The sequence below is a fragment of the Paraburkholderia sp. MM5482-R2 genome (genome assembly GCF_050436125.1).
In the GTDB taxonomy this organism is placed as follows: Bacteria; Pseudomonadota; Gammaproteobacteria; order Burkholderiales; family Burkholderiaceae; genus Paraburkholderia; species Paraburkholderia tuberum.
In genome coordinates, this window is record NZ_JBNDLP010000002.1 from 2,275,109 (window position 1) to 2,297,620 (window position 22,512).

Here is a 22,512-nt window from a genome sequence, read left to right on the forward strand (position 1 = left end):
TCAGATCTTCAGCCGCGTGACCTTCGTGCCTTGCAGCGAGACGTCGCCCATCAGGCCCGCGTTCGTCAACACGAAAACCTGCACCGGCGCAGTGGCCGTGGTCGTGTCGACGGCGCCATTCGCGCCGATCTTCACGAGCGCGACCGATGCATCGACGCCGGCCGACCAGCCCTCCGCGTTGCGGAATTTGTCGAGCGAATCCTGCGTCATGAACAGGAAGATGATCGCCTTCGACTGCGCGCCCGCCTGCAGGCCGAACGAGCCCGACGCGGTGCTGTAATAGCCGACCGTCGCGCCGCCCACCCGCAATGCGCCTTCGCCATACTGGCCGCCGACGATCAAGCCCGCCTGCAGCACCGACGGGAACACCAGCACGCCGCGCGCCTTCGACACCAGCTCGCGCGAGCCCGGCACGGTCGTGAACAGCTTGGACAGCGTGCCATCGACGCTGGCGTCGATCGACTGTCGTTTCGAGGCGTCGACATGAGCATTTTCCGGCGTGTTGCCCGTCGTCGTGCAGCCGGCGAGTGCAAGGCCTCCGAAAGCAAGCGCAGCGGTCGTCTTCAACATGAAGTGTCGTCTTTGCATCGTTTTTCTCCGTCATGGATCCGGGGCGCAACCGTGGTGGTGTCGCCTGGTTGCCTTTGAGTTATAACACAGGCTGGTGCAAAAGGCGCGTTGCGTGACAACGCGAAAAGCCTTATGGGACAAGGGTTTGAGCCTGATCGCAAGAAATCTTCCCAGTAAATTTGACCGGCCTTGCGCGCGACTTCCGAGCACGCGTCGAGCGACGATTCGAGGGGCGACGCTAAACAGCGCCCGAGCCGCGGCGATTGTGGGGACACTTCGGCGCGGCCGCACGATGGGCCGGTTTTTACCGATTTTCGCGTCGCGCGGCGGCCCATCAACATGGTAATGAGAGTGTTGTTTCGCAGCAAATTGCGGCGAAGTGCAAGCGGCGCGGCCGCCGCTCACCCGTGATTCGCCGGACTCTTGACCGCGGGCGGGCGCCGCAGCGCGCGGCGCACCATGCCGATGATCGCGCCGATCGCGAACAGCATAGCCGCCGGCACGATCCAATAGCCGACGAATGCGTGCCACAGATAGGCCAATAGCGTCGAGCGGCGCACGCTGTATTCGTTGATCGCGTCCTGCTGGCGCGGCGCGTTGGCGGCCAGCACGTCGGCTGGGCAGCCGGCCGCCTTGGCCTCGTCGGGCTTGCCATGGCAATGCGCGGGCGCCCCGGCGGTGCGCTGCGCCTGGGTGAAATTCCAGGTGGTCAGCGCGCGGTCGAGATCGACCGCGTTGTACGACATTTCCTCGCGGATCTCGTTGACCGCCACGATCGCCACAGGCACGGCCCAGAATATGATGACCAGCAACCACCGCCTTAACCAGCGGTTTTTGTGCTTCGATACCATCCTTGCCTCCGATCGATGCTCAGTAGCACCAACGACAAGATGGCGGCCCGCGTAGTTGTTTGGTTCTATATGAGTGAGGGTGGGCCGTCTCCGCAGCCATCATAGAAGAAAACGGCGCGTTGCGGCGGGTGGACGACGAAGCGGGGGGACTCGATCGGAGCGCCGCGTGGGCGCAACGATGCGCCGGCGCGGCGTCGATCGGAGGGCGCCGGCGTGGGGGACGGCTCCGCCTTTCGCTCAGTTGGCCGGCGCCGAGGAGGACAGGCAGGTCTTCATGAAGGCCTTGCGGTCGTCGCCTTTCTTGTCGGCCGCCTTCTTGTTGCACACCTTCATCTTGTCCTGCTGGCTCATCGGTGCGGCGGCGGCCGGCTTCGCGGAAAGACAGGTTTGCATGAACGCCTTGCGCTCGTCGCCTTTCTTGTCGGCGGCCTGCTTGTTGCAGTCGGCCATCTTGGTTTGCTGGCTGTTCTGCGCAAACGCCGGCGATACGAGTACCGCGCCCAACACCAGCGTAGCGATAGCGGATTGAATTTTCATGGGACACTCCATCGGTGGTGAAAACGTTTCTGATCGTTCATGCGCGCGGGCGACGACGGCATTCACGGGCCCATCGGCGCATCCATTATGGCAAATGCCGTCTGCGAGAACGGCTCAAAATGCATTCCGGTTGACAGCGGTCCGCGCTCGTTTTCCCTGAGCAGCGTGGCGCAACTGGCGCCGCGGCGTTTGAAACAATCGAATGAACGAGAGCGCGAATTTTGTCATGCAATGCAGATTGCTCGTGACGTTTATTTCAAGCTTATTGAAACGAAATTACGGTTTCCGCTATTTTGATCTATGGTTAACGGGCAATGAGAATTTTCATATTGCTGCGAATGCAACTGAATAGAAAATAGGCATGAAATTCGGTAGTCGCCGTTATCCTCAACTGCGCTCCGGTGCATGCCGCTCCCTGCCAACCCTCAACCTCGCGAGGAGACTCACCATGCATTACCTGTTGATGTACGAGTTGGTACCCGACTATCTGGAGCGGCGCGGCGAGCATCGCGACGCGCATCTGAAACTCGCATGGGCCGCCGCCGAGCGCGGCGAACTGCTGCTCGCCGGCGCGCTCGCGGAGCCGACGGACGGTGCGGTGCTGCTCTTCACCGGGGCGTCACCTGCGGTGGCAGAGGCCTTTGCTACCGCCGATCCGTACGTACTCTCCGGACTGGTTACGCGTTGGCGCGTGCGCGAATGGACCACGGTCGTCGGCGAGCACGCATCGAAACCAGTGCGCCCGTAACGTCGTTCGAAGCGACTTCGTCGCTTCTGTCACGCCTCGAACTCCGCGCATGCGCGGCCGCCGCGTGTGCGCCTCCGGTTGCCTCCACGTCACCGCGCGGGCGCGTCGCAGTCCGTTCGCCGAAGCTCGAAACCGATGTTCACATCAACCATCAAAGCGCATAGAAATGCATGCTGGATCGGCAATTACATTTCTAAATCCCATTCTGTTCGGTCATGCGGTATTGTGCTTTGCAATAGACAGATCCGATGCCGGATAAGCAGCGGCTTCTGTTACGGCAATACGAGAATCGACGCAGCGAAACCGACAAGATTGTTTCTATCCGTAACACTTGTCTCAACTGTACTCACGCAAAGATTGGAATGGTATGCTTCGTGCACAAATTTTCCCACGCACGAGTGAGACCGCGTTTTGTGCTTCGTAATAGGGAAGAGCCGCACCACCTGTGGGCGGGCTGCTCCAGCGAGCCGAACGGACCAAACAAATTTGTGCAACCGAGGGCCGCACACGGGTCGTGAACGCTGAGAATCCGTGGCAGGCCCAACGCCGCGGCCAGGCCAGGCCGCGTGGAGAAAATCCAATGTTTTTCGATGAGCTAAACAACGACGAATGGGCGCTGCTCGCGCCGCTCGTCTCCGACGAGCCGGCCGTCCGTCTGAACCGGCGCGGCCGGCCGCGCGCCGAACCGCGCATCGTGACGAATGCCGTGCTGTGGATCATGACCACCGGCGAGCCGTGGTCGAAGCTGCCGGGCCGCTATCCGTCCGGTCCCACCTGCCGCCGCCGCTTCGAAGAGTGGCAACTGAACGGCACACTGCTGGAAATGGTCCGTCTGCTGTCGCAGAGCGGGCGCACGTTCGCATACATTCCCCAACCGGCGCCGCCCGTTACGGCCAGTCCTGCGGCACCGGTTGCGCAAACCCCGAGCCCGCGCGAAGACAATAATCTGCGCGGCGTGTCGTGGAAGAGTCCCGAGTCGTGGCAGGCGCCCGGCGTTGCGAGCGCGTTGAGCCAATGGCGTACGGCCGATCCGATCGGCGATATCACGCGGCAATTGTCGGGGCTTGCGCCGGCGAGCGCGGTGGCGACATCGGCGTTCGCGACGTCCGCAGTGGCGACGTCCGCGACGGCGGCGCAGATGCGCGTCGAACCGGCCGCATCCGGCACGGTCGAGCCCGTCGCGGTCGACGACCCGCGCCCGTCGCTGACGATGGGCCTCGCCCCGCGCGGCATGCAGGTCGCCGATTCGCGCGGTTATCTGATCTACGTGGTGGTCGAGGAAGTGCCGAATGCGATGTATCGCGGGTGGGCGGAGATCATCAGGGACGGCAAGCGCGTCGAGCGCTCTGGCCTCGTCGGCCCGCGCTTCGCGGATGCGCAGCACGCGCAGCAGTTCGCGCTCGACTGGGCGCGTCAGTGGATCGATCGCGAATGCGCGACCGACGCGGCGGCCACGACGATGGTCCACGCAACGGCCGCGCCCGCGTCGGCGAACCTTGCGCAGCGGTCCGCGGAGCGTTCGTTGTCAGGCCTGCGTCATGCGCCGGAACCGGCATCGGTCAATGGCATCGCGAATCACCCGGGCAATCACGGCGCGCCGTTGCACGGGCCGCTGAAGCCATCACTGAATGCATTGCGCGGGACGCTGCGCCGCTATCCGTCGGACACCGCGACCGCGGGCGGGGCAAGCACGCCCACGGTGACGACCGACAGCGGCACCGCGGAGCGCTTATCCGCAACCTACAAAGAACTCATCTCATACGTGGGATGAGCCCGGCGGTCCCCGCGGCCGCTTTGCGCCGCCGCAGGTTCCCGCTTCGTCATTGCGACCGCTCGCGCCTCATTGCCTTCCGTACGTATCGTCGAAGCGCACGATATCGTCTTCGCCGAGGTACGAACCCGACTGCACCTCGATCATTTCGAGCGGCATCTTGCCCGGGTTTTCGAGGCGATGCGTAACGCCGAGCGGAATATAGGCCGACTCGTTTTCGGACACGATAAAGCGTTCGTCGCCGCGCGTGACGAGCGCGGTGCCGCGCACGACGATCCAGTGCTCCGCGCGGTGATGATGCATCTGCAGCGACAACCGCGCGCCCGGCTTCACGACGATCCGCTTGACCTGGAAGCGCTCGCCGGTGTCGACGGAATCGTAGTTGCCCCACGGCCGATGCACCTTGCGATGATTGGCCGCTTCGAGCCCGCCATCCTCGCGAATCCGGTTGACGATCTTCTTGACGTCCTGCACGCGTGATTTGTCGGCGACCAGAATCGCATCGGCGGTCTCGACGACGACGAGATCCTGCGTGCCGACGCAGGCAATCAGTCGTCCTTCGGAATGCGCGAAGGTGGAGTTCGCGCCTTCGAACATCACGCGGCCGCGGCTCACGTTGCGATCGGGGTCCTTCTCGCTGATGTCCCAGATCGCGTCCCACGAACCGACGTCGGACCAGCCGGCCGCAAGCGGCACGACCACGCCCGACGCGATGCTCTGATCGGGGCCGAGCTTTTCCATCACCGCGTAGTCGATCGAATTCGACGGCGAGCCGCTGAACGCATCGCGTTGCAGCCGGAAGAAGTCGCCGTCCGCCGTGCTGCCCGCGAAGGCCGATTCGCATGCTGCGTAAATGGCCGGCTGAAAATGGCGGATCGCTTTGAGCCACGTCGATGCGCGCACGATGAAAATACCGCTGTTCCACCAGTATTCGCGTGATTCGACATAGCGCTGCGCGAGTTCCAGATGCGGCTTTTCGACGAAACGGTCGAGGCGATGCGCGACCGGGCGAGCCGCTGCTGCGGTCTGCGCATCGTCAGAACCGAGCGGCGCGCCGATGCGGATGTAGCCGTAGCCGGTTTCGGCACGCGTCGGCACGATTCCCATGGTGACGATATGGCCAGCGGCCGCATGCTGTACGCCGGCGGCGAGCGCCGCGTGAAATCCTGCACTGTCGGTGACCGCGTGATCGGCGGGCATCACGACCATGACGCCGTCTTCATCCTGCGCGGCGACGGACAACGCGGCCACCGTCAACGCGGGCGCGGTGTCACGGCCCACGGGTTCGAGTATCAGCCGGCTCGGCTTGGCGCTCGTGCGCAATTGTTCGGCCGTCGTGAAGCGCTGTTCTTCATTGGCGACGACCACGAGCTGGCCGGCAAGCGGATAACCGGTTTCGAGCCCATCGAGACGGCGGGTCGTCGATTGCAGCAGCGACTCTTCGCCGAGCAGGCCGATCAGCTGCTTCGGATGCTGCTCGCGCGACATCGGCCACAGCCGGGTGCCCGAGCCGCCCGCGAGAATCACGGGATGAACCTTGAGCTTGACGCTGGTTGCGGTTGAGGGCATGGGCGATTGGGCGGGGGTGGGCCGGGTGCCGGCAGGCGTGACCGGGGCCGGAGCTGTCATGGTGAACTCTCCTCGAGGCTGGATGAATGCGTCGAGTTTTATCACGAAGTCACGAATCAATAAAAGCGCGTTAAATACAATTCCGATAAACGGCGCATCAAATTTATTCGAAATTCACCAAAAAATGTCTCGTCGATTTATTTATAAATAAAAATTACCTGAAAAAAATCAGCAAGCATTTTTTTCGCTTAATGATGCGCAAGAATGACAGCGCGAGTGGCGCCAGAGCTTCGCGCCAGAACTGTTGGCAAAGCGAAAGCTTCTACATGAAAGCGCTCGAATGGGCTGCCCGGAATGTTATGTCGGGCCGCATTGCGGCAACAATTGCCGCACAAAATGCATAAAAAATGGCGAAATTTTGACCGATACAATTTGAGATTTTTTGCGGTCTTGTCGTGGGAATTTTAATACCGCTTTATTGAGGTATGAACAAGGGTATTCACTCATTCGCATTCGGAATTTGCGGTCTGGCCATTCAGGCTCATTCAGTCCAGTCGCGCCGCCAGGCAGATCGGAAATAAAAAAGCCCAACGATGAGACCCGCATGCAACAGCCATTTCAACCAACCGACGGATCGCACTTGACTGACGAACAGAGGGGCGGCGCATGCTGAGCGTTCTAGCAAGAATCATCGACATCGCCATGGTCGCGCTCGCCGCGGTGCTGGCGGCGGGCGTGCACAGCGGCAGAGTGGTATGGCTCGACGATATGCAAAGCGTGTCGCTCGCGTTCGGTTGCCTGCTCGTGGTGGTGTTCTTCCCGCCGCTCGGCATCTATCAGTCGTGGCGCGGCAAGCCGCTCTACGATCTGCTGTCGCGCGTCACGGGCGGCTGGCTGATGGTCGAAGTGACCGGCGTGCTGATCAGCTTCAGCGTGCACCGCGCCGACAGCCTGTCGCGGCTGTGGCTCGTTTACTGGGCGCTCGCGTCGATCGTGCTGCTGGTCGTCACGAAGGTGATCGTCTATTCGATCCTGCGCGGGCTGCGCCGCGAGGGCTTCAATCAGCGCGCGGTCGCGATCGTCGGCGGCGCGCCGTACGGCCGCTTCCTGATCGAACAGATGCGCGGCCGTCCCGAAGCTGGCTTCAAGCCCGTCGTCGTGTTCGACGAGGACGGCACGATCAATCCCTACGAAGACCCGGACGCCGCGCACGCGGTCGCCGGCGTGCCGGTCGAGCGCGACTATCAGCGCATGATCGAACTGGTACGGCAGCGCGCGATCCGCGAGTTGTGGCTCGCGCTGCCGATCTCGAAGGAGAAGGCGATTCATCGCTTCGTGATGGATCTGCGCAACGACTTCGTGAACATCCGCTTCATCCCCGACGTCGGCAGCCTGACGCTGTTCAATCAGCCGATGGTCGAGCTGCTCGGCGTGCCCGCGATCAACCTGGCCGCCTCGCCGATCACCGATCTGCGCGTGCTGCCCAAGCGCGTGTTCGACAGCCTGTTCGCGTTCGGCGCGTTGCTCGCGCTCGCGCCGCTGATGCTCGCGATCGCGCTGATGGTGAAGCTCAGCTCGCCGGGGCCGGTGTTTTTCCGCCAGCGGCGCAAGGGCATCGACGGCCGCGAGTTCGAGATCTTCAAGTTCCGCTCGATGAAGGTCCACACGGAAGCGGCCGGCAAGATCACCCAGGCGACGCGGCGCGATCCGCGCATTACCGCGGTCGGCGCGTTCCTGCGCCGCACCAGCCTCGACGAGCTGCCGCAATTCATCAACGTGCTGCGCGGGGAGATGTCGGTGGTAGGTCCCCGTCCGCATGCGCTCGAGCACGACGACATCTACAAGGATCTGGTGAAGGGCTACATGCACCGCTACCGGATCAAGCCGGGCATTACCGGCTGGGCGCAGATCAACGGTTATCGCGGCGAAACCGATCGCATCGAAAAGATGATGGGCCGCGTAAAGCTCGATCTGTACTACATGCAGCACTGGACCTTCTGGCTCGACATCAAGATCGTCGTGCTGACGCTGTGGAAGGGCTTCGCGGGCAGCAACGCCTATTGAACGCGGGGTACCGGGCCGCGCCGATGCCACGCATCGCGCGAGCGCATTCCTGAATCAACTTTTTTACCGAGGTGCAATCCATGAACCTGACGATCATCGGTAGCGGCTATGTCGGCCTCGTGACCGGCGCGTGTCTGGCCGACATCGGCCACGACGTGTTCTGTCTCGACGTCGACGCGCGCAAGATCGACGTGCTCAACAACGGCGGCGTGCCGATCCACGAGCCGGGGCTGCAGGAGATCATCGCGCGCAATCGCCGCGCGAAGCGCCTGACGTTCTCCACCGACGTCGAGGCCGCGGTCGCGCACGGCGACATCCAGTTCATCGCGGTCGGCACGCCGGCCGACGAGGACGGTTCCGCCGATCTGCAATACGTGCTCGCGGCCGCGCGCAACATCGGCCGCCATATGACCGGCTTCAAGGTGATCGTCGACAAATCGACGGTGCCGGTCGGCACCGCCTCGCGCGTGCGCGAAGTGGTTGCCGCCGAGCTGGCCGCGCGCGGCGTCGAGCAGATGTTCTCGGTGGTGTCGAACCCGGAGTTCCTGAAGGAGGGCGCGGCCATCGAAGACTTCACGCGGCCCGATCGCATCGTGCTCGGCTGCGACGAGGACGTGCCCGGCGAAAAGGCGCGCGAACTGATGAAGCGCCTGTATGCGCCGTTCAACCGCAATCGCGAGCGCACGCTGTATATGGACGTGCGTTCGGCCGAATTCACCAAGTACGCGGCCAACGCGATGCTCGCGACGCGCATCTCGTACATGAACGAGCTCGCGAATCTGGCCGATCGCGTCGGCGCGGATATCGAAGCGGTGCGCCGCGGCATCGGTTCCGATCCGCGCATCGGCTATGACTTCCTCTACGCGGGTTGCGGCTATGGCGGCTCCTGTTTTCCGAAGGACGTGCAGGCGCTGATCCGCACCGCGGCCGATCACAACGCGAACCTGCGCATTCTCGAAGCGGTAGAAGCGGTCAACGATGCGCAGAAGCAGATCCTCGCGCAGAAGATCGTCGCGCGTCTCGGCGAGGATCTGTCGGACCGCACGTTCGGCGTCTGGGGTCTCGCATTCAAGCCGAACACCGACGACATGCGCGCGGCGCCGAGCCGCGAGCTGATCGCCGGGCTGCTGGGCCGCGGCGCGCGCGTGAAGGCCTACGACCCGGTCTCGATCGACGAAGCGAGGCGCGTGCTCGCGCTCGATCTGAAGGACGTGCCGCAGCAGCATGCGCGACTTTCGTTCGTGAGTGAAGAGATGGAAGCGGCGAGCGGCGTCGATGCGCTCGTGATCCTGACCGAATGGAAGGTCTTCAAGAGTCCTGATTTCGATGCGCTGAAGCGCATCCTGAAGACGCCGCTGATTTTCGATGGCCGCAATCTGTACGAGCCGGACGTGCTGCTCGAACTCGGCATCGAGTATCACGCGATCGGCCGGCGGCATGCGTTGCGCAACGCGCCGGCGCGTGTCGGCGCGAAAGGTTCGATGCAGACGGCGGACCTCGCCGCGACGGCAGCCTCCGGCCGCTGAAGCCGCCGCGATCGCCGCGCGAGAGAGTCCGCCATGTTCGACAACGTTCTGATCGTGTGCCACGCCAACGTGTGCCGCTCGCCCGCCGCCGAGATGCTGTTCAAGGCGAGCCAGGCGCGCGCGCCGCGCTCGGGGGCCGCACCTATCGCGTTTCATTCGGCGGGCATTCGTGCGGTGAACGGCCACGGCATGGACCCGGTGATGCGGCGCCTGCTCGAAGAGCGCGGCGTCGCGGCCGGCGTTCACCACGCGCGGCGCCTCGAGCGATCGCTCGTGCGCGCGGCAGATCTCGTGCTGGTGACCGAGCGCGCGCAGGTGAGCGAGGTCGAAGCGCTCGATCCGTCCGCGCGCGGCAAGGTCTATCCGCTCGGCAAGTGGGAAGCCGATTCGGACGTCGCCGATCCGCACGGCGGCGCGGAAAACGAATACAGGGAGAGTCTCGTGCTCATCGAACATCTGGTCATGGGATGGCTGAAAAAAATATGCTGAAGAAACCCCGCATCGAAAACTCATTCGCGAGCTTGCGCACGAAGCTCGCCGCCTCACTTCTGCTGACGTCCTTTTTGTCGGCCTGCGCGAGCGCACCGGGCAATTACCTCGACACGTCGCGGCTCAAGGACAACGATCATGCGCCGAGCGAAACCTATCCGGTCCATCTGATCGACGCGAACCTGATCATGGCGCAGGCGCAAGCCGCCGCCGCGAAAACCCAGCCGTTGCCGCCAGCGGCGCTGTCCGATCCGTCGCTGTACGTGTACCACCTCGCGCCGCAGGACATTCTCGGCATCACCGTGTGGGATCACCCCGAGCTGACCACGCCGCAGGGCAGTACCTTGTCCTCGGGCGGCAATACCACGCAGACGATCGCGGGTGCGTTGCAGCAGCCGTATACGGCCGCGCTGCCGGGCCAGGCCGATCCGTACGGCCAGACCATCGCCGCCGACGGCACGATCTTTTTCCCGTTCGTCGGCCGCATCCAGGCCGCGGGCAAGACCACGACCGAGCTGCGCGATCAGCTCGCCGCCCGCCTCGTGCCTTATATCCGCAAGCCGCAGGTCGACGTGCGCGTGCTGTCGTATCGCGGCCAGAAGGTGCAGGTCACGGGCGAAGTGAAGCAGCCGGGACCGCTCGCGGTCAGCGACGTGCCGCTGAAGCTGGTCGACGCGATCACGCGCTCGGGCGGCACGAACCCGGACGCCGACATCCAGCGCGTGCGACTCACGCGCAACCACAAGCTCTATGTGCTCAATGCCGATCGCATGCTCGATCAGGGCGATACCACCCAGGACGTGATGCTGCAGAACGGCGACGTGGTCAACGTGCCGGACCGCACCGACAGCCGCATCTTCGTGTTGGGCGAAGTGAAGACGCCGATCCAGGTGCCGATCGCGCGCGGCCGCATGACGATCGCCGACGCGCTCACGCAAGGGGGCGGCATCCTCAACACCGACGCCAATCCGCGCCAGATCTACGTGATGCGCGGCATGCGCGAGCATCCGACCACGCCCGAGGTGTTCCGCCTCGACATGACGCAGCCGGACTCGATCATGCTGTCCTCGCAGTTCCAGTTGCAGCCGCTCGACGTCGTGTACGTGGGCACCGCCGCGTCGACCACGTTCAACCGTGTGTTGCAGCAGGTGCTGCCGAGCGTGCAGACGCTGTTCTATCTGAAGCAGCTGACGCGCTGAACGTTTGGCCTGTAACGTCCCGCGCCGCTGTTGTCCGGGCGGTGCGGGACGTGCAACGAAAGCAGAAGTACCGCTGACGCGAAAGCCGAAGCCAACGACACGGGATGGAACAGTGAGCAATCAACTCTCTCCACACATGGCTGGTCCGATCAAGACCGAAGAAGAAGACGTCGTCCTCGGACAACTGGTGCAGGTGATCCTCGACGACATCTGGTGGCTGCTCGCGATCACCGCGATCATCGTCGCGATGGCGGTCGCGTACTGCTACCTCGCCAAGCCGACTTATTCGGCCGATGCGCACGTGCGCGTCGAGCAGTCCGACAGCATGTCGCAGGCGCTCACGCAAACGCAGACCGGCGCCGCGATCACCAGCGGCTCGACGTCGCTGCCGACCGACGCCGAGATCGAAATCATCAAGAGTCGTGGCGTGGTCGCGCCGGTCGTGCAGCAGCTCAAGCTGAACTTCAGCGTTACGCCGAAGACGATCCCGCTGCTCGGCAGCATCGCCGCGCGCCTCGCCACGCCGGGCCAGCCCGCGCGCGCGTGGCTGGGGCTCACGTCCTACGCATGGGGCGGAGAAAAAGTCGACGTCGATTCGATCGACGTGACGCCGTCGCTCGAAGGCGAGAAGCTGCTGCTGCGCGTGATCGACGCGCAGCACTATGAACTGTTCGCGCCGAACGGCTCGCTGCTGCTGCGCGGCCAGGTCGGGCAGCAGGCACAGGGCGGGGGCGTGACGATGGTCGTCAACACGCTGATCGCGCGCCCCGGGCAGGAGTTCACCGTCGTGCGCTCGAACGATCTCGATGCGATCACCGCGTTCCAGTCGGCGATCACGGTGCAGGAGCAGGGCAAGCAGACCGGCGTGATCCAGATCTCGCTGGAGGACAAGAGTCCCGAGCATGCGGCGCTCGTCGCCAATGCGCTCGCGCAGTCGTATCTGCGCGAGCACGTGTCGAACAAGCAGGCCGACGCGAGCAGGATGCTCGACTTCCTGAAGAGCGAGGAGCCGCGCCTGAAGGCCGATCTCGAACGCGCGGAGGCCGCGCTGACCGCTTATCAACGTCAGTCCGGCTCGATCAACGCGAGCGACGAGGCGAAGGTCTACCTCGAAGGCAGCGTGCAATACGAGCAGCAGATCGCCGCGTTGCGTCTGCAGATGACGCAGCTCGCCGAGCGCTACGGCGACGACCATCCGACGCTCGTCGCCGCGCGTCAGCAGATGGCCGAATTGCAGGCGCAGCGCACCAAATACGCGGACCGCTTCCGCAATCTGCCGGCCACCGAAGTGAAGGCCGTGCAGTTGCAGCGCGACGCGAAGGTCGCCGAAGACATTTACGTGCTGCTGCTCAATCGCGTGCAGGAGCTGTCGGTGCAGAAGGCGGGCACCGGCGGCAACGTCCATATCGTCGACGCCGCGCTGCGCCCCGGCGCGCCGGTCAAGCCGAAGAAGATGCTGATCATCTCGGCGGCCGTGATTCTCGGGCTGATCGCGGGCACCGGTTTCGTGTTCCTGCGCCGCAATCTGTTCAAGGGCATCGACGACCCCGATCACGTCGAGCGCGCGTTCCATCTGCCGGTGTTCGGGCTCGTGCCGCAAAGCGCCGAGCAGGTGCAGCTCGAAAACAGCTACGCGCGGGGCGGCGAACGGCTGCGTCCGGTGCTTGCGAACGCGCGGCCGAAGGACGTGACGATCGAAAGTCTGCGCAGCCTGCGCACCGCGATGCAGTTCACGCTGATGGACGCGCGCAACCGCATCGTGATGCTGACGGGGCCGATGGCCGGCGTCGGCAAGAGCTTCCTCAGCGTGAACCTGGCGATGCTGCTCGCCCATTCGGGCAAGCGCGTGTTGCTGATCGACGGCGACATGCGGCGCGGCACGCTCGAACGTTACGTGGGCGGCTTGCAGGAAAACGGCCTGTCCGAGCTGCTGAGCGGCCAGATCTCGCTGGAGGAGGCGATTCGCGGTTCGAGCATCGAAGGCCTGAGCTTCATCTCGTGCGGCCGCCGTCCGCCGAATCCGTCCGAGCTGCTGATGTCGCCGCGTCTGCCGCAGTATCTCGACGGCCTCGCGAAGCGCTACGACGTGATCCTGATCGACACGCCGCCGGTGCTCGCGGTGACCGATGCGTCGATCATCGGCGCGTATGCGGGCTCGACGTTCTTCGTGATGCGCTCGGGCATGCACAGCGAGCTCGAGCTGGCCGATGCGCTGAAACGCCTGCGCTCGGCGGGCGTCCACGTGCAGGGCGGCATCTTCAACGGCATGCCGGCGCGCTCGCGGGTCGGCTACGACCGCGGCTACGCGGCGACTCAGGCATACCTGAGCACGTGACGCGGACTCCGCACTCGAGCACCGACTTCTGCACGACAGGAACAGAGGAGATCACGATGAAACTGACGGTACTGGTACCGACTTATCGCCGCCCGGCCGATCTGGCGCGCTGCCTCGCGGCGCTCGAGCGGCAATCGCGCGCGCCCGACGAAGTGATCGTGGTCGCGCGCGTCGACGACGACGCGACGCATGCGTGCCTGCGCGATCCGTCTACGGGCGGCCGCCTGCCGCTCGTGATCGCGCCGGTGGACATACCCGGCCAGGTCGCGGCCCTGAATCGCGGGCTCGACGCCGCGAGCGGCGACGTGATCGCGATCACCGACGACGACGCCGCGCCGCGCCGCGACTGGGTCGAGCGCATCGCGGCCGCGTTCGAAGCCGATGCGCGCCTCGGCGCGCTGGGCGGGCGCGACTGGGTGCACGAGAAAGGCCGCGTGCTCGACGGCGAGCGGCCGCTGGTCGGCAAGGTGACCGCGCACGGGAAGATCATCGGCAATCATCATCTGGGTGTCGGTGCGGCGCGCGAGGTCGACATCCTGAAGGGCGCCAACATGAGCTACCGGCGCGAAGCGGTGCGCACGATCCGCTTCGACGCGCGTCTGCGCGGCGCGGGCGCGCAGGTGCACAACGACATGGCGTTCAGCCTAGCGGTGAAAAACGCGGGCTGGAAGCTCGTGTACGACCCGCAGATCGCGGTCGATCATTTCCCGGCCGAGCGTTTCGACGACGACAAACGCGACGCGCAGACGATGGCCGCGCTGCGCAACGCCGCGTTCAACTTCCATCTGATCCTGCGCGACCAGTTGCCGCCGCTGCGCCGCGAAGCCGCGTGGTGGTGGTGGACGCTGGTGGGCACACGGCTTTACCCGGGCCTCACGCATGCGGCGCTCGCGCTGCTGTCGAAGCAGGCGCAGTTGAAGCTGTCGCGCTGGCGCGAGGTTCGCGCGGGCGCCCATGAGGCGCGGCGCGCGCTGTCGAAAAGCGGAGTGTCCGCATGAGCACGAAGGTTCACGTTCATCTCTTTTACGGCGCCGATCCGCGTTTTTATCGCAAGGGCGACGATATCGGCTGCCTGTACGGTTATCACCATGCGCAGTCCGAAGCATTCGCGCTGACTTATTCGCAAGACGCGCGCGAAAGCCGGCCCGTGCGGCTCGTACGGCGCGCGCTGAAGGCCGCGCTCGGCTTCGATTTCATCCATACGTGGCGCAATCGCGCGCAGATGCTGCGCTCGGACGTGATCTGGACGCATACCGAGCAGGAGTGGCTGTCCGCCGCGCTGATGCTGCTGCTGTGCGGGCGCAAGGCGGGGCCGGGTGCGTCGCCGTTGCTGCTCGCGCAAAGCGTGTGGCTGCTCGACAAGTGGCCGTCGTACGGCATCGTGCGCAGCTGGTTGTATCGCAAGCTGTTGACGCGGGCGGATCGCTTGACCACACTCGCTAGCGAAAACGCCGGGTTGTGCCAACGCTATTTCCATCGCGACGCGACGCCGCTGCTGTACGGCCTGAACACGCGCGACTTCCCGGTCACCGCGCCGACGCAGTGGACGCCGCGCACGCCGCTGCGCATCGCGGCGATCGGCAACGATCGCGACCGCGACTGGGAGACGCTGATCAAGGCGGTCGGCAACGATCCGCGCTACACGGTGAAGCTCGCGACGCGGCGGCGCATTCCCGCGTCGCTGCGCGCGTCGAATGTCGAGATCGCGCTGTTTTCCGGCATCAAAAAGCAGCACGAACTGTACGACTGGGCCGATGTGATCGTCGTGCCGCTGCGGCCGAACTCGCACGCGTCGGGTATCACGGTGATGCTCGAAGCGGCGGCGGTCGGCAAGCCGATGGTCGCGACCGACGTCGGCGCGCTGCGCGATTATTTTCCCGCCGACGAAGCCGCCTACGTGCCGCCGTTCAATCCGCAGGCACTGCGCGATGCGCTCGACCGGCTCGCCGCCGAGCCTGACGAGGCGCTGCGCCAGGCACAGGCAGCCGCGGCCGGTCTGCTCGCGCGCGATCTGACCACCCAGCACTACGCGATGCAGCACGTGCGGATCACGCGCGAGATGCTGAGCGCGCGCGGGCAGGCGAGCGCGCATGCCGGCGCGGCCACGCACGCGCAGCCCGCCGCACCCGGGCGCGAATCGCGCGGAGGCCTATAAGCGATGTCGACGATTCCGCGCGCGAACCCGTTGCCGCCGCCAGGCGCGGCCAAAGCCGGCCCTGCAAAACACGCCGCGAGCGGGATGCTGTCAGGCGGCCCGCGAGAATGGCTGCCGCCGCTCCTGCTGTGGCTGATCGCCGCGGTGCTGATCGTCGCGCATCAGGGCACGGTGCTCACGCTGGCGTTCCCGGTGCTGGCGATCCTCACGGGTCTGTGGCTCTACTTCAAGAGCCCGGCGCGCTACATCGGCTTCATGTGGTGGCTGTGGTTCCTGAGCCCCGAAGTGCGGCGTCTCGCCGACTGGTCAAAGGGCGCGTTCACGCCGACGAGCCTGATCCAGGTCGCGCCGCTCGCCGTCACGATGATCAGCGGGCTGTCGCTGCTGCGCTACTACCGGCTGCTCGCGCAGCGCCGCGGTTTGCCGGTGCTGCTGATCCTGCTCGGCCTGATCTACGCGTTCCTGATCGGCGTGATGTCGAGCGGCCCGCTCGCGGCCACCTACGACCTCGCGAACTGGCTCTACCCGATCCTGATCGGCTTTCACATCATGGCGCACACGCGCCAGTATCCGCAGTATCGCGACACGATCATCAACACGTTCATCTGGGGGATGCTGGTGATGGGCGGCTACGGCCTGATCCAGTTTTTCATCATGCCGCCGTGGGACGCGCTGTGGATGCTCGGCTCGCAGATGAACTCGCAGGGCGACCCCGTGCCGATGGGCGTACGCGTGTTCAGCACGATGAACTCGTCGGGCCCGTTCGCGTTCGCGATGATGGGTGCGATGGTGTTCGTGATGGCCGCGCAGCATCGCGTGCGCTGGATCGCCGCCGCGCTCGGCTTCTTCTCGTTCGCGCTGAGCCTCGTGCGCTCGACGTGGGGAGGCTGGGTCATCGCGCTCCTGATCCAGCTCGTGAAGTCGAACAACAAGGTGCGCGTGCGCATCGTCGCGAGCGCGGTACTGCTCGCCGGCTTGTGCGTGCCGCTGCTGGCGGTGGGTCCGGTGGCCGAGCGGATGCAGGCGCGGCTAAACACGATCGTCAATCTGCACGACGACCAGAGCTACGCGGCGCGTAACGAGTTCTACGCGACCTTCGCGAAGACCGCGTTTACCGACGTCTCGGGCGAGGGCATGGGCGCGACCGGCACCTCGACGAAACTGTCCAACGACGGCGGCCAGCTCGGCCAGTACGGCAACTTCGACAGCGGCGTGATGAACATTCCGTTCGTGCTCGGCTGGCCCGGCACCTTGCTGTACATGTCCGGCATCGTGTGGCTGCTGACCCGCGCGGTGCTCGGCTCGTTCAGGCTGCGCGACGACAAGTTCGTCTCCGCGTGCCTGAGCCTGTGTCTTGCGACCTTCGCGATGCTCGTGTTCACGAACTCGCTGGTCGGCACCGGCGGCCTGCTGCTTTTCATGGGCGCTTTTTCGATTCTTTCCGCGGTTCACCACGAAAAAATGAACCGCGCACGCACGCTATTTCTCCACGGAGGCACGGATTGAGAGTCGCCATTGTCACGCACGTAGTGCGCCATAACGACGGCCAGGGGCGCGTCAACCACGAGATCGCGCGCGCGGCGCTCGACGAGAACATCCGCGTGACGCTGGTCGCGTCGCACGTGGCGCCCGAGCTGCTCGCGCATCCTAACGTGCGCTGGGCGCCGGTGAAGATCGGCCGCTGGTGGCCCACCAATCTGCTGCGCCAGCAGGTGTTCGCGGCGAAGAGCGCACTGTGGCTGCGCGCGCATCGCCGCGACTACGACGTGCTGCACGTGAACGGCTTCATCACCTGGATGCGCGCCGACGTCAATACCTCGCATTTCGTGCATAGCGGCTGGTTCGCGAGCAAGTACTACCCGTTCGGTCTCACGAAGGGCGTGTGGTCCGCGTACCAGTCGGTCTATACGCGCTGCAACGCGTTGCTCGAGCGCTGGGCGTACCGGCGCTCGAAGGTGATCACCGCGGTGTCGCAGAAGGTCGCCGACGAAATCCGCGCGATCGGTCTCACGCCGCGCAACCGCGTGGACGTCATCTACAACGGCGTCGACACGCAGGGCTTCGCGGCGGCGAGCGGCGATCGCGCAAAGTTCCGGCTACCAGACGATATGTTCCTGCTGCTGTTCGTCGGCGACCTGCGCACGCCGCGCAAGAATCTCGGCACCGTGCTCGCCGCGTTGACGCATCTGCCCGAGCATGTGCAGATCGCGGTGGCCGGCTTTCTGCCGGGCAGCCCGTATCCGGACGAGGCGAAGGCGCTCGGCATCGCGCATCGCGTGCATTTTCTCGGGCTCGTGAAGGAGATGCCGGTGCTGATGCATTCGGTCGACGCGTTCGTGTTCCCGTCGCGCTACGAAGCGATGAGTCTGTCGCTGCTCGAAGCGATGGCGGCGGGGCTGCCCGTCGTGACCGCGCGCACGGCCGGCGGCGCCGAGATCATCACGCCCGAGTGCGGCATCGTGCTGGACGATCCCGACGACCCGCAAGCGCTCGCTCGCGCGGTCGCGCAACTCGCCGGCGACGACGGCGCGCGCCACGCGATGGGCAAAGCCGCGAGCGAACTCGCGACCGGCTTCGGCTGGGCGCGCATGGCCGCGCAATACATCGCGCTGTACCGGCAGCTGGCCGGGCAGCAGGAAAACCGCCGGCGCAGCCAGACGGAAGCGACGGTCGTCGCGCAGAACGATGCGCTGACGCTGAACCATCTCGCCGGACAGAAGAGCGTGGAATGACCGCGCGAAGCGGGCCATCCACGTCTACACATAGCAACTCACCGCAAGCAACACACAGGGGCACACCATCATGACGACTGGCTCAATCAAATCACTGCAGATCGGGATGCACTGGTTTCCCGAACGCGCGGGCGGCCTCGACCGCATGTACTACTCGCTGGTCGGCGCGCTGCCGGGCGCGGGCGTCGCGGTGCGCGGCGTCGTCGCCGGCTCGCCGAAAGTCGCGGCCGATACCGGTGGCGCGATCAACGGCTTCGGCCCCGCCGCGCAATCGCTGCCGCTGCGGCTAATGGCGGCACGCCGCGCGCTACGCCACGAAATCCGCACGTCGCGGCCCGATGTGATTTCGTCGCACTTCGCGCTCTATACGTTTCCGGGGCTCGACGTGACGCGCGGCATTCCGCAGGTGTCGCATTTTCAGGGACCGTGGGCCGACGAGAGCCACGTCGAAGGCGCCGATTCGTTCGGCCAGCGCGCGAAGCGTTATCTGGAGCAGTCGGTATACGCGCGTTCGTCGCGGTTGATCGTCCTGTCCGACGCGTTCGGCAAGATTCTCACGACGCGCTACGGCATCTCGCCGGAGCGCGTGCGCGTGGTGCCGGGCTGCGTCGATGTCGAGCAGTTCAATCTGCCGATCACGCAGGCCGAGGCGCGTCTGCGTCTGCAATTGCCGCAGGACCGACCGATCGTGCTGGCGGTGCGACGGCTGGTGCGGCGCATGGGTCTCGAAGATCTGATCGATGCGGTGAAGCTGCTCAAACGCAGCGCGCCCGACGTGCTGCTGCTGATCGCGGGCAAGGGTCGGCTCGAAGGTGAGCTAGAGGCGCGCATCGCCGACGCGGGGCTCGAACACAACGTGAAGCTGCTCGGCTTCGTGCCCGATCAGCATCTGGCGGCGCTGTATCGCGCGGCCAACATCAGCGTCGTGCCGACCGTCGCGCTGGAAGGCTTCGGGCTCATCACGGTCGAATCGCTTGCGTCGGGCACGCCGGTGCTGGTGACGCCGGTCGGCGGATTGCCCGAGGCGGTGGCGGGATTGTCGCCCGATCTGGTGTTGCCGGAGACCGGCGCAGCTGCGATCGCCGCGGGTCTCGCCGGCGCGCTGAACGGTACGCTGAAGTTGCCCGATGCGGATGCATGCCGCCGCTATGCGCGCGAACGCTTCGATAACGCGGTGATCGCGAAGCGGGTCGCGGCGGTGTATGCCGAAGCGATTGCGGGGAACGTGCTGCATTGACGCGCAGCGGCGGCGGTTCAATCGAATGAAAAAAGGGGCGAGGCTCGGATCGCTGCGTTCGGGCCTCGCGTTCATGTCGCCGCAAGACCGGCGAAAAAAATAGGCCACCAATAACGGCACTTTTCTGTTGAACTTGAGCCCGGATCAGCCCTTGGCCGCGATTTTCCGACCTTATTTTTCAAATCCCTGAAACGTGGCGCCCGGCGTCGACTTCGTCACGTTTACGTCACACATCCGCGACGATAATCCCCGCGCCCGAAAGTACAAAAACACACGGGCGTCCCGCCAGAAAGCGGGGACCTTGTATTTTCAGATCTCGGGGATTTTCAGATGACCATCCGCCACCGCATTACGCTTCTCGTCATTCTGATGCTTGTCGCGCTATCCGCCATTGGCGGATACGCCGTGCTTCAGACCCGCAACAGCGCCGCCAACGTCAGGCAGGTCACCCAGGGCGTCGTGCCGAGCGCGCTCGCGTCGGCAGACCTCGTATCGCAGGTCAAGGACGTGCAGCTCGCGATGATGACGCTCGTCTATGCGCCTGACGCGAACATGGTCTCGCAGGCTCAAGACCTGCTGAAGAGCAAGGAAGCGTCGTTGCAGGCGGCGCTCGACGTGCAGGCGAAGGCCGCGCAAGGTCAGGCCCAAACCGGGCTCGTGAGCCAGGCGCGCGACAGCCTCGCGAATTATTTCAACGCGGTCAACGACACCGCGAAGATGAAGGCCGACGGCAAGAACGAACTGGCGCAGGCCTATCTGTTCGCGAACGTCGCGCAATACCGCGATGAACTCGAAGGCATCGTCGAGACGCTGCGGATCGAAAAGAACCGCCAGAAAGATGCCGCGATCGACGAACTGAACAGCGCGCTCGCCACCACGACGACGGCGATCGGCGCCGCGACCGGCGCGGCCATCGTCGTGCTGTTGCTGATCAGCGCGCTGCTGTATCGCCAGATCACCCGGCCGCTGAGCCGCATGCAGGTGGAGATGAGCGAGATCGCGGCGAGCCAGGACTTCACGCGCCGCGTGCCGGTCGGACGCATGGACGAGATCGGTCATTCGATCGTCGCGTTCAACGGCATGATCGAGAAGATCCAGCAAAGCTCGCTGCAACTGAAGCAGAAGACCGCCGATATCCAGGCGATGCTGCAAAACATGCAGCAGGGGATTCTGACGGTGGTCGAAGGCGTGGTCGTGCATCCGGAGTACTCCGCCTATCTCGAGGCCATCTTCGAGACGCGCGAGATTGCGGGCCGTCCGTTGCTCGATCTCGTGTTCGGCGGCACCGAGATCAACAGCGATGCGCTCTCACAGATCGAAGCGGCGCTGCAGGCATGCATCGGTGAAGACAGCATGAACTTCGAGTTCAATCAGCACCTGCTCGTCAACGAGATCGCCAGGCCGATGGCCGATGGCCGTGTGAAGACGCTCGACCTGAGCTGGTCGGCCATCACCGACGAACACGACGTCGTGCTGCGTTTGATGCTGTGCGTGCGCGACGTGACCGAACTGCGCGCGCTCGCCGCCGAGGCCGGCGAACAGAAGCGCCGGCTGGAAATGATCGGCGAGATTCTCGCGGTGAGTCAGGAGAAGTTCCATCACTTCGTCGAAAGCGCGACGGGCTTCATCAGCGAGAACGAACGGATCATCCGTCAGCATCACGAGCCGAGTCACGAAGCCGTCGCCGAGCTGTTCCGCAACATGCACACCGTCAAGGGCAATGCGCGCACGTACAGCCTTCAGCATCTGACCGGCATCGTCCACGAAACCGAACAGCGCTACGACGCATTGCGCCGCGCTGACAGCAGCGAAGCGTGGGACCAGCAGCTTCTGATCGAGGATCTGCAGCGCGTGAAGGCCGCGCTCGAAACCTACGCGACGATCAACGAAGTGAGCCTCGGCCGCAAGGGGCCGGGCCAGAGCGGCGCGGTGGATCGCTACCTGATGGTCGATCGCGAGTTGATCCAGAAGCAGCTGGATCTGCTCGAAAGCGCTGATCCGGCCGACCGGGACGCGCTCGTGTCGATGCGCGAATCGTTGCAGCGCGAACTGCGTCTGTTGGGCACCGAATCGGTCTACGAAGCGCTCGCGGGCGTGCTCGACTCGCTGCCGTCTCTGGCGGCCGAACTCGGCAAGGAGGCGCCGGTCGTCAGCATCGACAACAACGGCTACCGCGTGCGCAGCGAGGTCAGCCATACGCTGCGCAATGTGTTCACGCACCTGCTGCGCAACTCGGTCGACCACGGCATCGAGCCTGCCGCCGAGCGTGTCGCGAACGGCAAGGACCCGGCCGGCGTCATCGAACTGGAAGTGGGCGTCGACCATCACGCGCTGCAGATCACCATCAGCGACGACGGCCGCGGTCTCGCGCTCGCGAAAATCCGTGGGGCCGCGATCGAACGCGGCTGGATCGACGCCGATGCCGCGCTCAGCGACGAAGCGATTGCCGAGATGATTTTCCGTTCCGGCTTCTCGACCGCGCAGACCGTCAGCGAGATTTCGGGCCGCGGCGTCGGCATGGATGCCGTGCGCGATTTCGTGCGGCGCGAGCATGGCCGCATCGAATTGCGTTTCACCGACGATCGTCGCGGCGCGGACTATCGCCGCTTTCAGACCGTCGTGTCGTTCCCCGAGGACTGGGCGGTGGACAGTCTCGAGGCGTCCGCCGATGCAGCGCGCGAGCGTGACGCGGATGCGGTAGCAGGCTGACGGCCTGATGGATTGAACGA

At 64.9% G+C, this 22,512-nt stretch carries 18 protein-coding genes; 14 read left to right on the top strand and 4 right to left on the bottom strand.

Translation table 11 applies throughout. The features are described from left to right. The 3 genes from OKW37_RS13385 to OKW37_RS13395 form a co-directional block, all read right to left on the bottom strand. Window positions 1-588, bottom strand: coding sequence for a BPSL1445 family SYLF domain-containing lipoprotein (locus tag OKW37_RS13385; RefSeq protein ID WP_184066672.1), 588 nt, complete (start codon window positions 586-588; stop codon window positions 1-3). Window positions 589-971: 383 nt separating this feature from the next. Next, window positions 972-1,421 (bottom strand): hypothetical protein, encoded by a 450-nt coding sequence (locus OKW37_RS13390; RefSeq protein WP_184033559.1) that lies wholly within the window; start codon window positions 1,419-1,421, stop codon window positions 972-974. Window positions 1,422-1,658: 237 nt separating this feature from the next. Beyond that, window positions 1,659-1,958, bottom strand: a complete 300-nt coding sequence (locus OKW37_RS13395; RefSeq protein WP_429405985.1) for a PsiF family protein — start codon at window positions 1,956-1,958, stop codon at window positions 1,659-1,661. A 39-nt stretch (window positions 1,959-1,997) separates the two neighbouring features. On the opposite strand from OKW37_RS13395, the gene OKW37_RS13400 reads away from it, so the two are divergent. The 3 genes from OKW37_RS13400 (at window position 1,998) to OKW37_RS13410 (ending at window position 4,477) form a co-directional block, all read left to right on the top strand. Further along, window positions 1,998-2,255, top strand: a complete 258-nt coding sequence (locus tag OKW37_RS13400; protein WP_184066664.1) for a hypothetical protein — start codon at window positions 1,998-2,000, stop codon at window positions 2,253-2,255. Between the two features lie 151 nt (window positions 2,256-2,406). After that, window positions 2,407-2,706, top strand: coding sequence for a YciI-like protein (locus tag OKW37_RS13405; RefSeq protein ID WP_018418036.1), 300 nt, complete (start codon window positions 2,407-2,409; stop codon window positions 2,704-2,706). A gap of 580 nt (window positions 2,707-3,286) precedes the next feature. Further along, the gene (locus tag OKW37_RS13410; protein ID WP_429509838.1) at window positions 3,287-4,477 is read left to right on the top strand and encodes a transposase; all 1,191 of its coding nucleotides are present in this window, start codon (window positions 3,287-3,289) and stop codon (window positions 4,475-4,477) included. A gap of 69 nt (window positions 4,478-4,546) precedes the next feature. On the opposite strand, the gene OKW37_RS13415 is transcribed toward OKW37_RS13410, so the two are convergent. Then, window positions 4,547-6,106, bottom strand: coding sequence for a mannose-1-phosphate guanylyltransferase/mannose-6-phosphate isomerase (locus tag OKW37_RS13415; protein ID WP_429405981.1), 1,560 nt, complete (start codon window positions 6,104-6,106; stop codon window positions 4,547-4,549). Window positions 6,107-6,712: 606 nt separating this feature from the next. Here OKW37_RS13415 and OKW37_RS13420 point away from each other — a divergent pair. From OKW37_RS13420 to OKW37_RS13470, 11 genes are all read left to right on the top strand, one after another. After that, window positions 6,713-8,110, top strand: a complete 1,398-nt coding sequence (locus OKW37_RS13420; RefSeq protein WP_429405979.1) for an undecaprenyl-phosphate glucose phosphotransferase — start codon at window positions 6,713-6,715, stop codon at window positions 8,108-8,110. Between the two features lie 80 nt (window positions 8,111-8,190). After that, on the top strand, window positions 8,191-9,636 hold the full coding sequence (locus OKW37_RS13425; protein ID WP_429405977.1) for a UDP-glucose dehydrogenase family protein: 1,446 nt from the start codon (window positions 8,191-8,193) through the stop codon (window positions 9,634-9,636). Between the two features lie 33 nt (window positions 9,637-9,669). Beyond that, complete coding sequence (locus OKW37_RS13430; protein ID WP_429405976.1) at window positions 9,670-10,125, top strand: low molecular weight phosphotyrosine protein phosphatase; 456 nt, start codon at window positions 9,670-9,672, stop codon at window positions 10,123-10,125. Continuing rightward, window positions 10,119-11,324 carry a polysaccharide biosynthesis/export family protein gene (locus OKW37_RS13435; RefSeq protein WP_429405974.1) on the top strand — a complete coding sequence of 402 codons (1,206 nt, stop codon included), beginning with the start codon at window positions 10,119-10,121 and terminating at the stop codon, window positions 11,322-11,324. The genes OKW37_RS13430 and OKW37_RS13435 overlap by 7 nt, the downstream gene beginning before the upstream one ends. Window positions 11,325-11,460: 136 nt before the next feature. Beyond that, a complete protein-coding gene (locus OKW37_RS13440; RefSeq protein ID WP_184066711.1) occupies window positions 11,461-13,659 on the top strand; it encodes a polysaccharide biosynthesis tyrosine autokinase in 2,199 nt (732 codons plus the stop codon). Between the two features lie 56 nt (window positions 13,660-13,715). Next, window positions 13,716-14,657: a glycosyltransferase family 2 protein gene (locus tag OKW37_RS13445; protein WP_187610089.1), complete on the top strand. Its 942-nt coding sequence runs from the start codon at window positions 13,716-13,718 to the stop codon at window positions 14,655-14,657. Next, the gene (locus OKW37_RS13450; protein ID WP_429509840.1) at window positions 14,654-15,814 is read left to right on the top strand and encodes a glycosyltransferase family 4 protein; all 1,161 of its coding nucleotides are present in this window, start codon (window positions 14,654-14,656) and stop codon (window positions 15,812-15,814) included. Before OKW37_RS13445 ends, OKW37_RS13450 begins: the two co-directional genes overlap by 4 nt. A gap of 3 nt (window positions 15,815-15,817) precedes the next feature. After that, a complete protein-coding gene (locus OKW37_RS13455; protein ID WP_429405971.1) occupies window positions 15,818-17,320 on the top strand; it encodes a glucose-6-phosphate isomerase in 1,503 nt (500 codons plus the stop codon). Further along, entirely contained in the window at window positions 17,317-18,546 is a 1,230-nt protein-coding gene (locus tag OKW37_RS13460; RefSeq protein WP_429405967.1) for a glycosyltransferase family 4 protein, read from the top strand. The genes OKW37_RS13455 and OKW37_RS13460 overlap by 4 nt, the downstream gene beginning before the upstream one ends. A gap of 70 nt (window positions 18,547-18,616) precedes the next feature. Continuing rightward, window positions 18,617-19,783 (top strand): glycosyltransferase family 4 protein, encoded by a 1,167-nt coding sequence (locus tag OKW37_RS13465; protein ID WP_429405965.1) that lies wholly within the window; start codon window positions 18,617-18,619, stop codon window positions 19,781-19,783. 330 nt (window positions 19,784-20,113) lie between these two features. Next, on the top strand, window positions 20,114-22,492 hold the full coding sequence (locus OKW37_RS13470) for an ATP-binding protein (protein WP_429405963.1): 2,379 nt from the start codon (window positions 20,114-20,116) through the stop codon (window positions 22,490-22,492). Window positions 22,493-22,512: the final 20 nt, after the last annotated feature.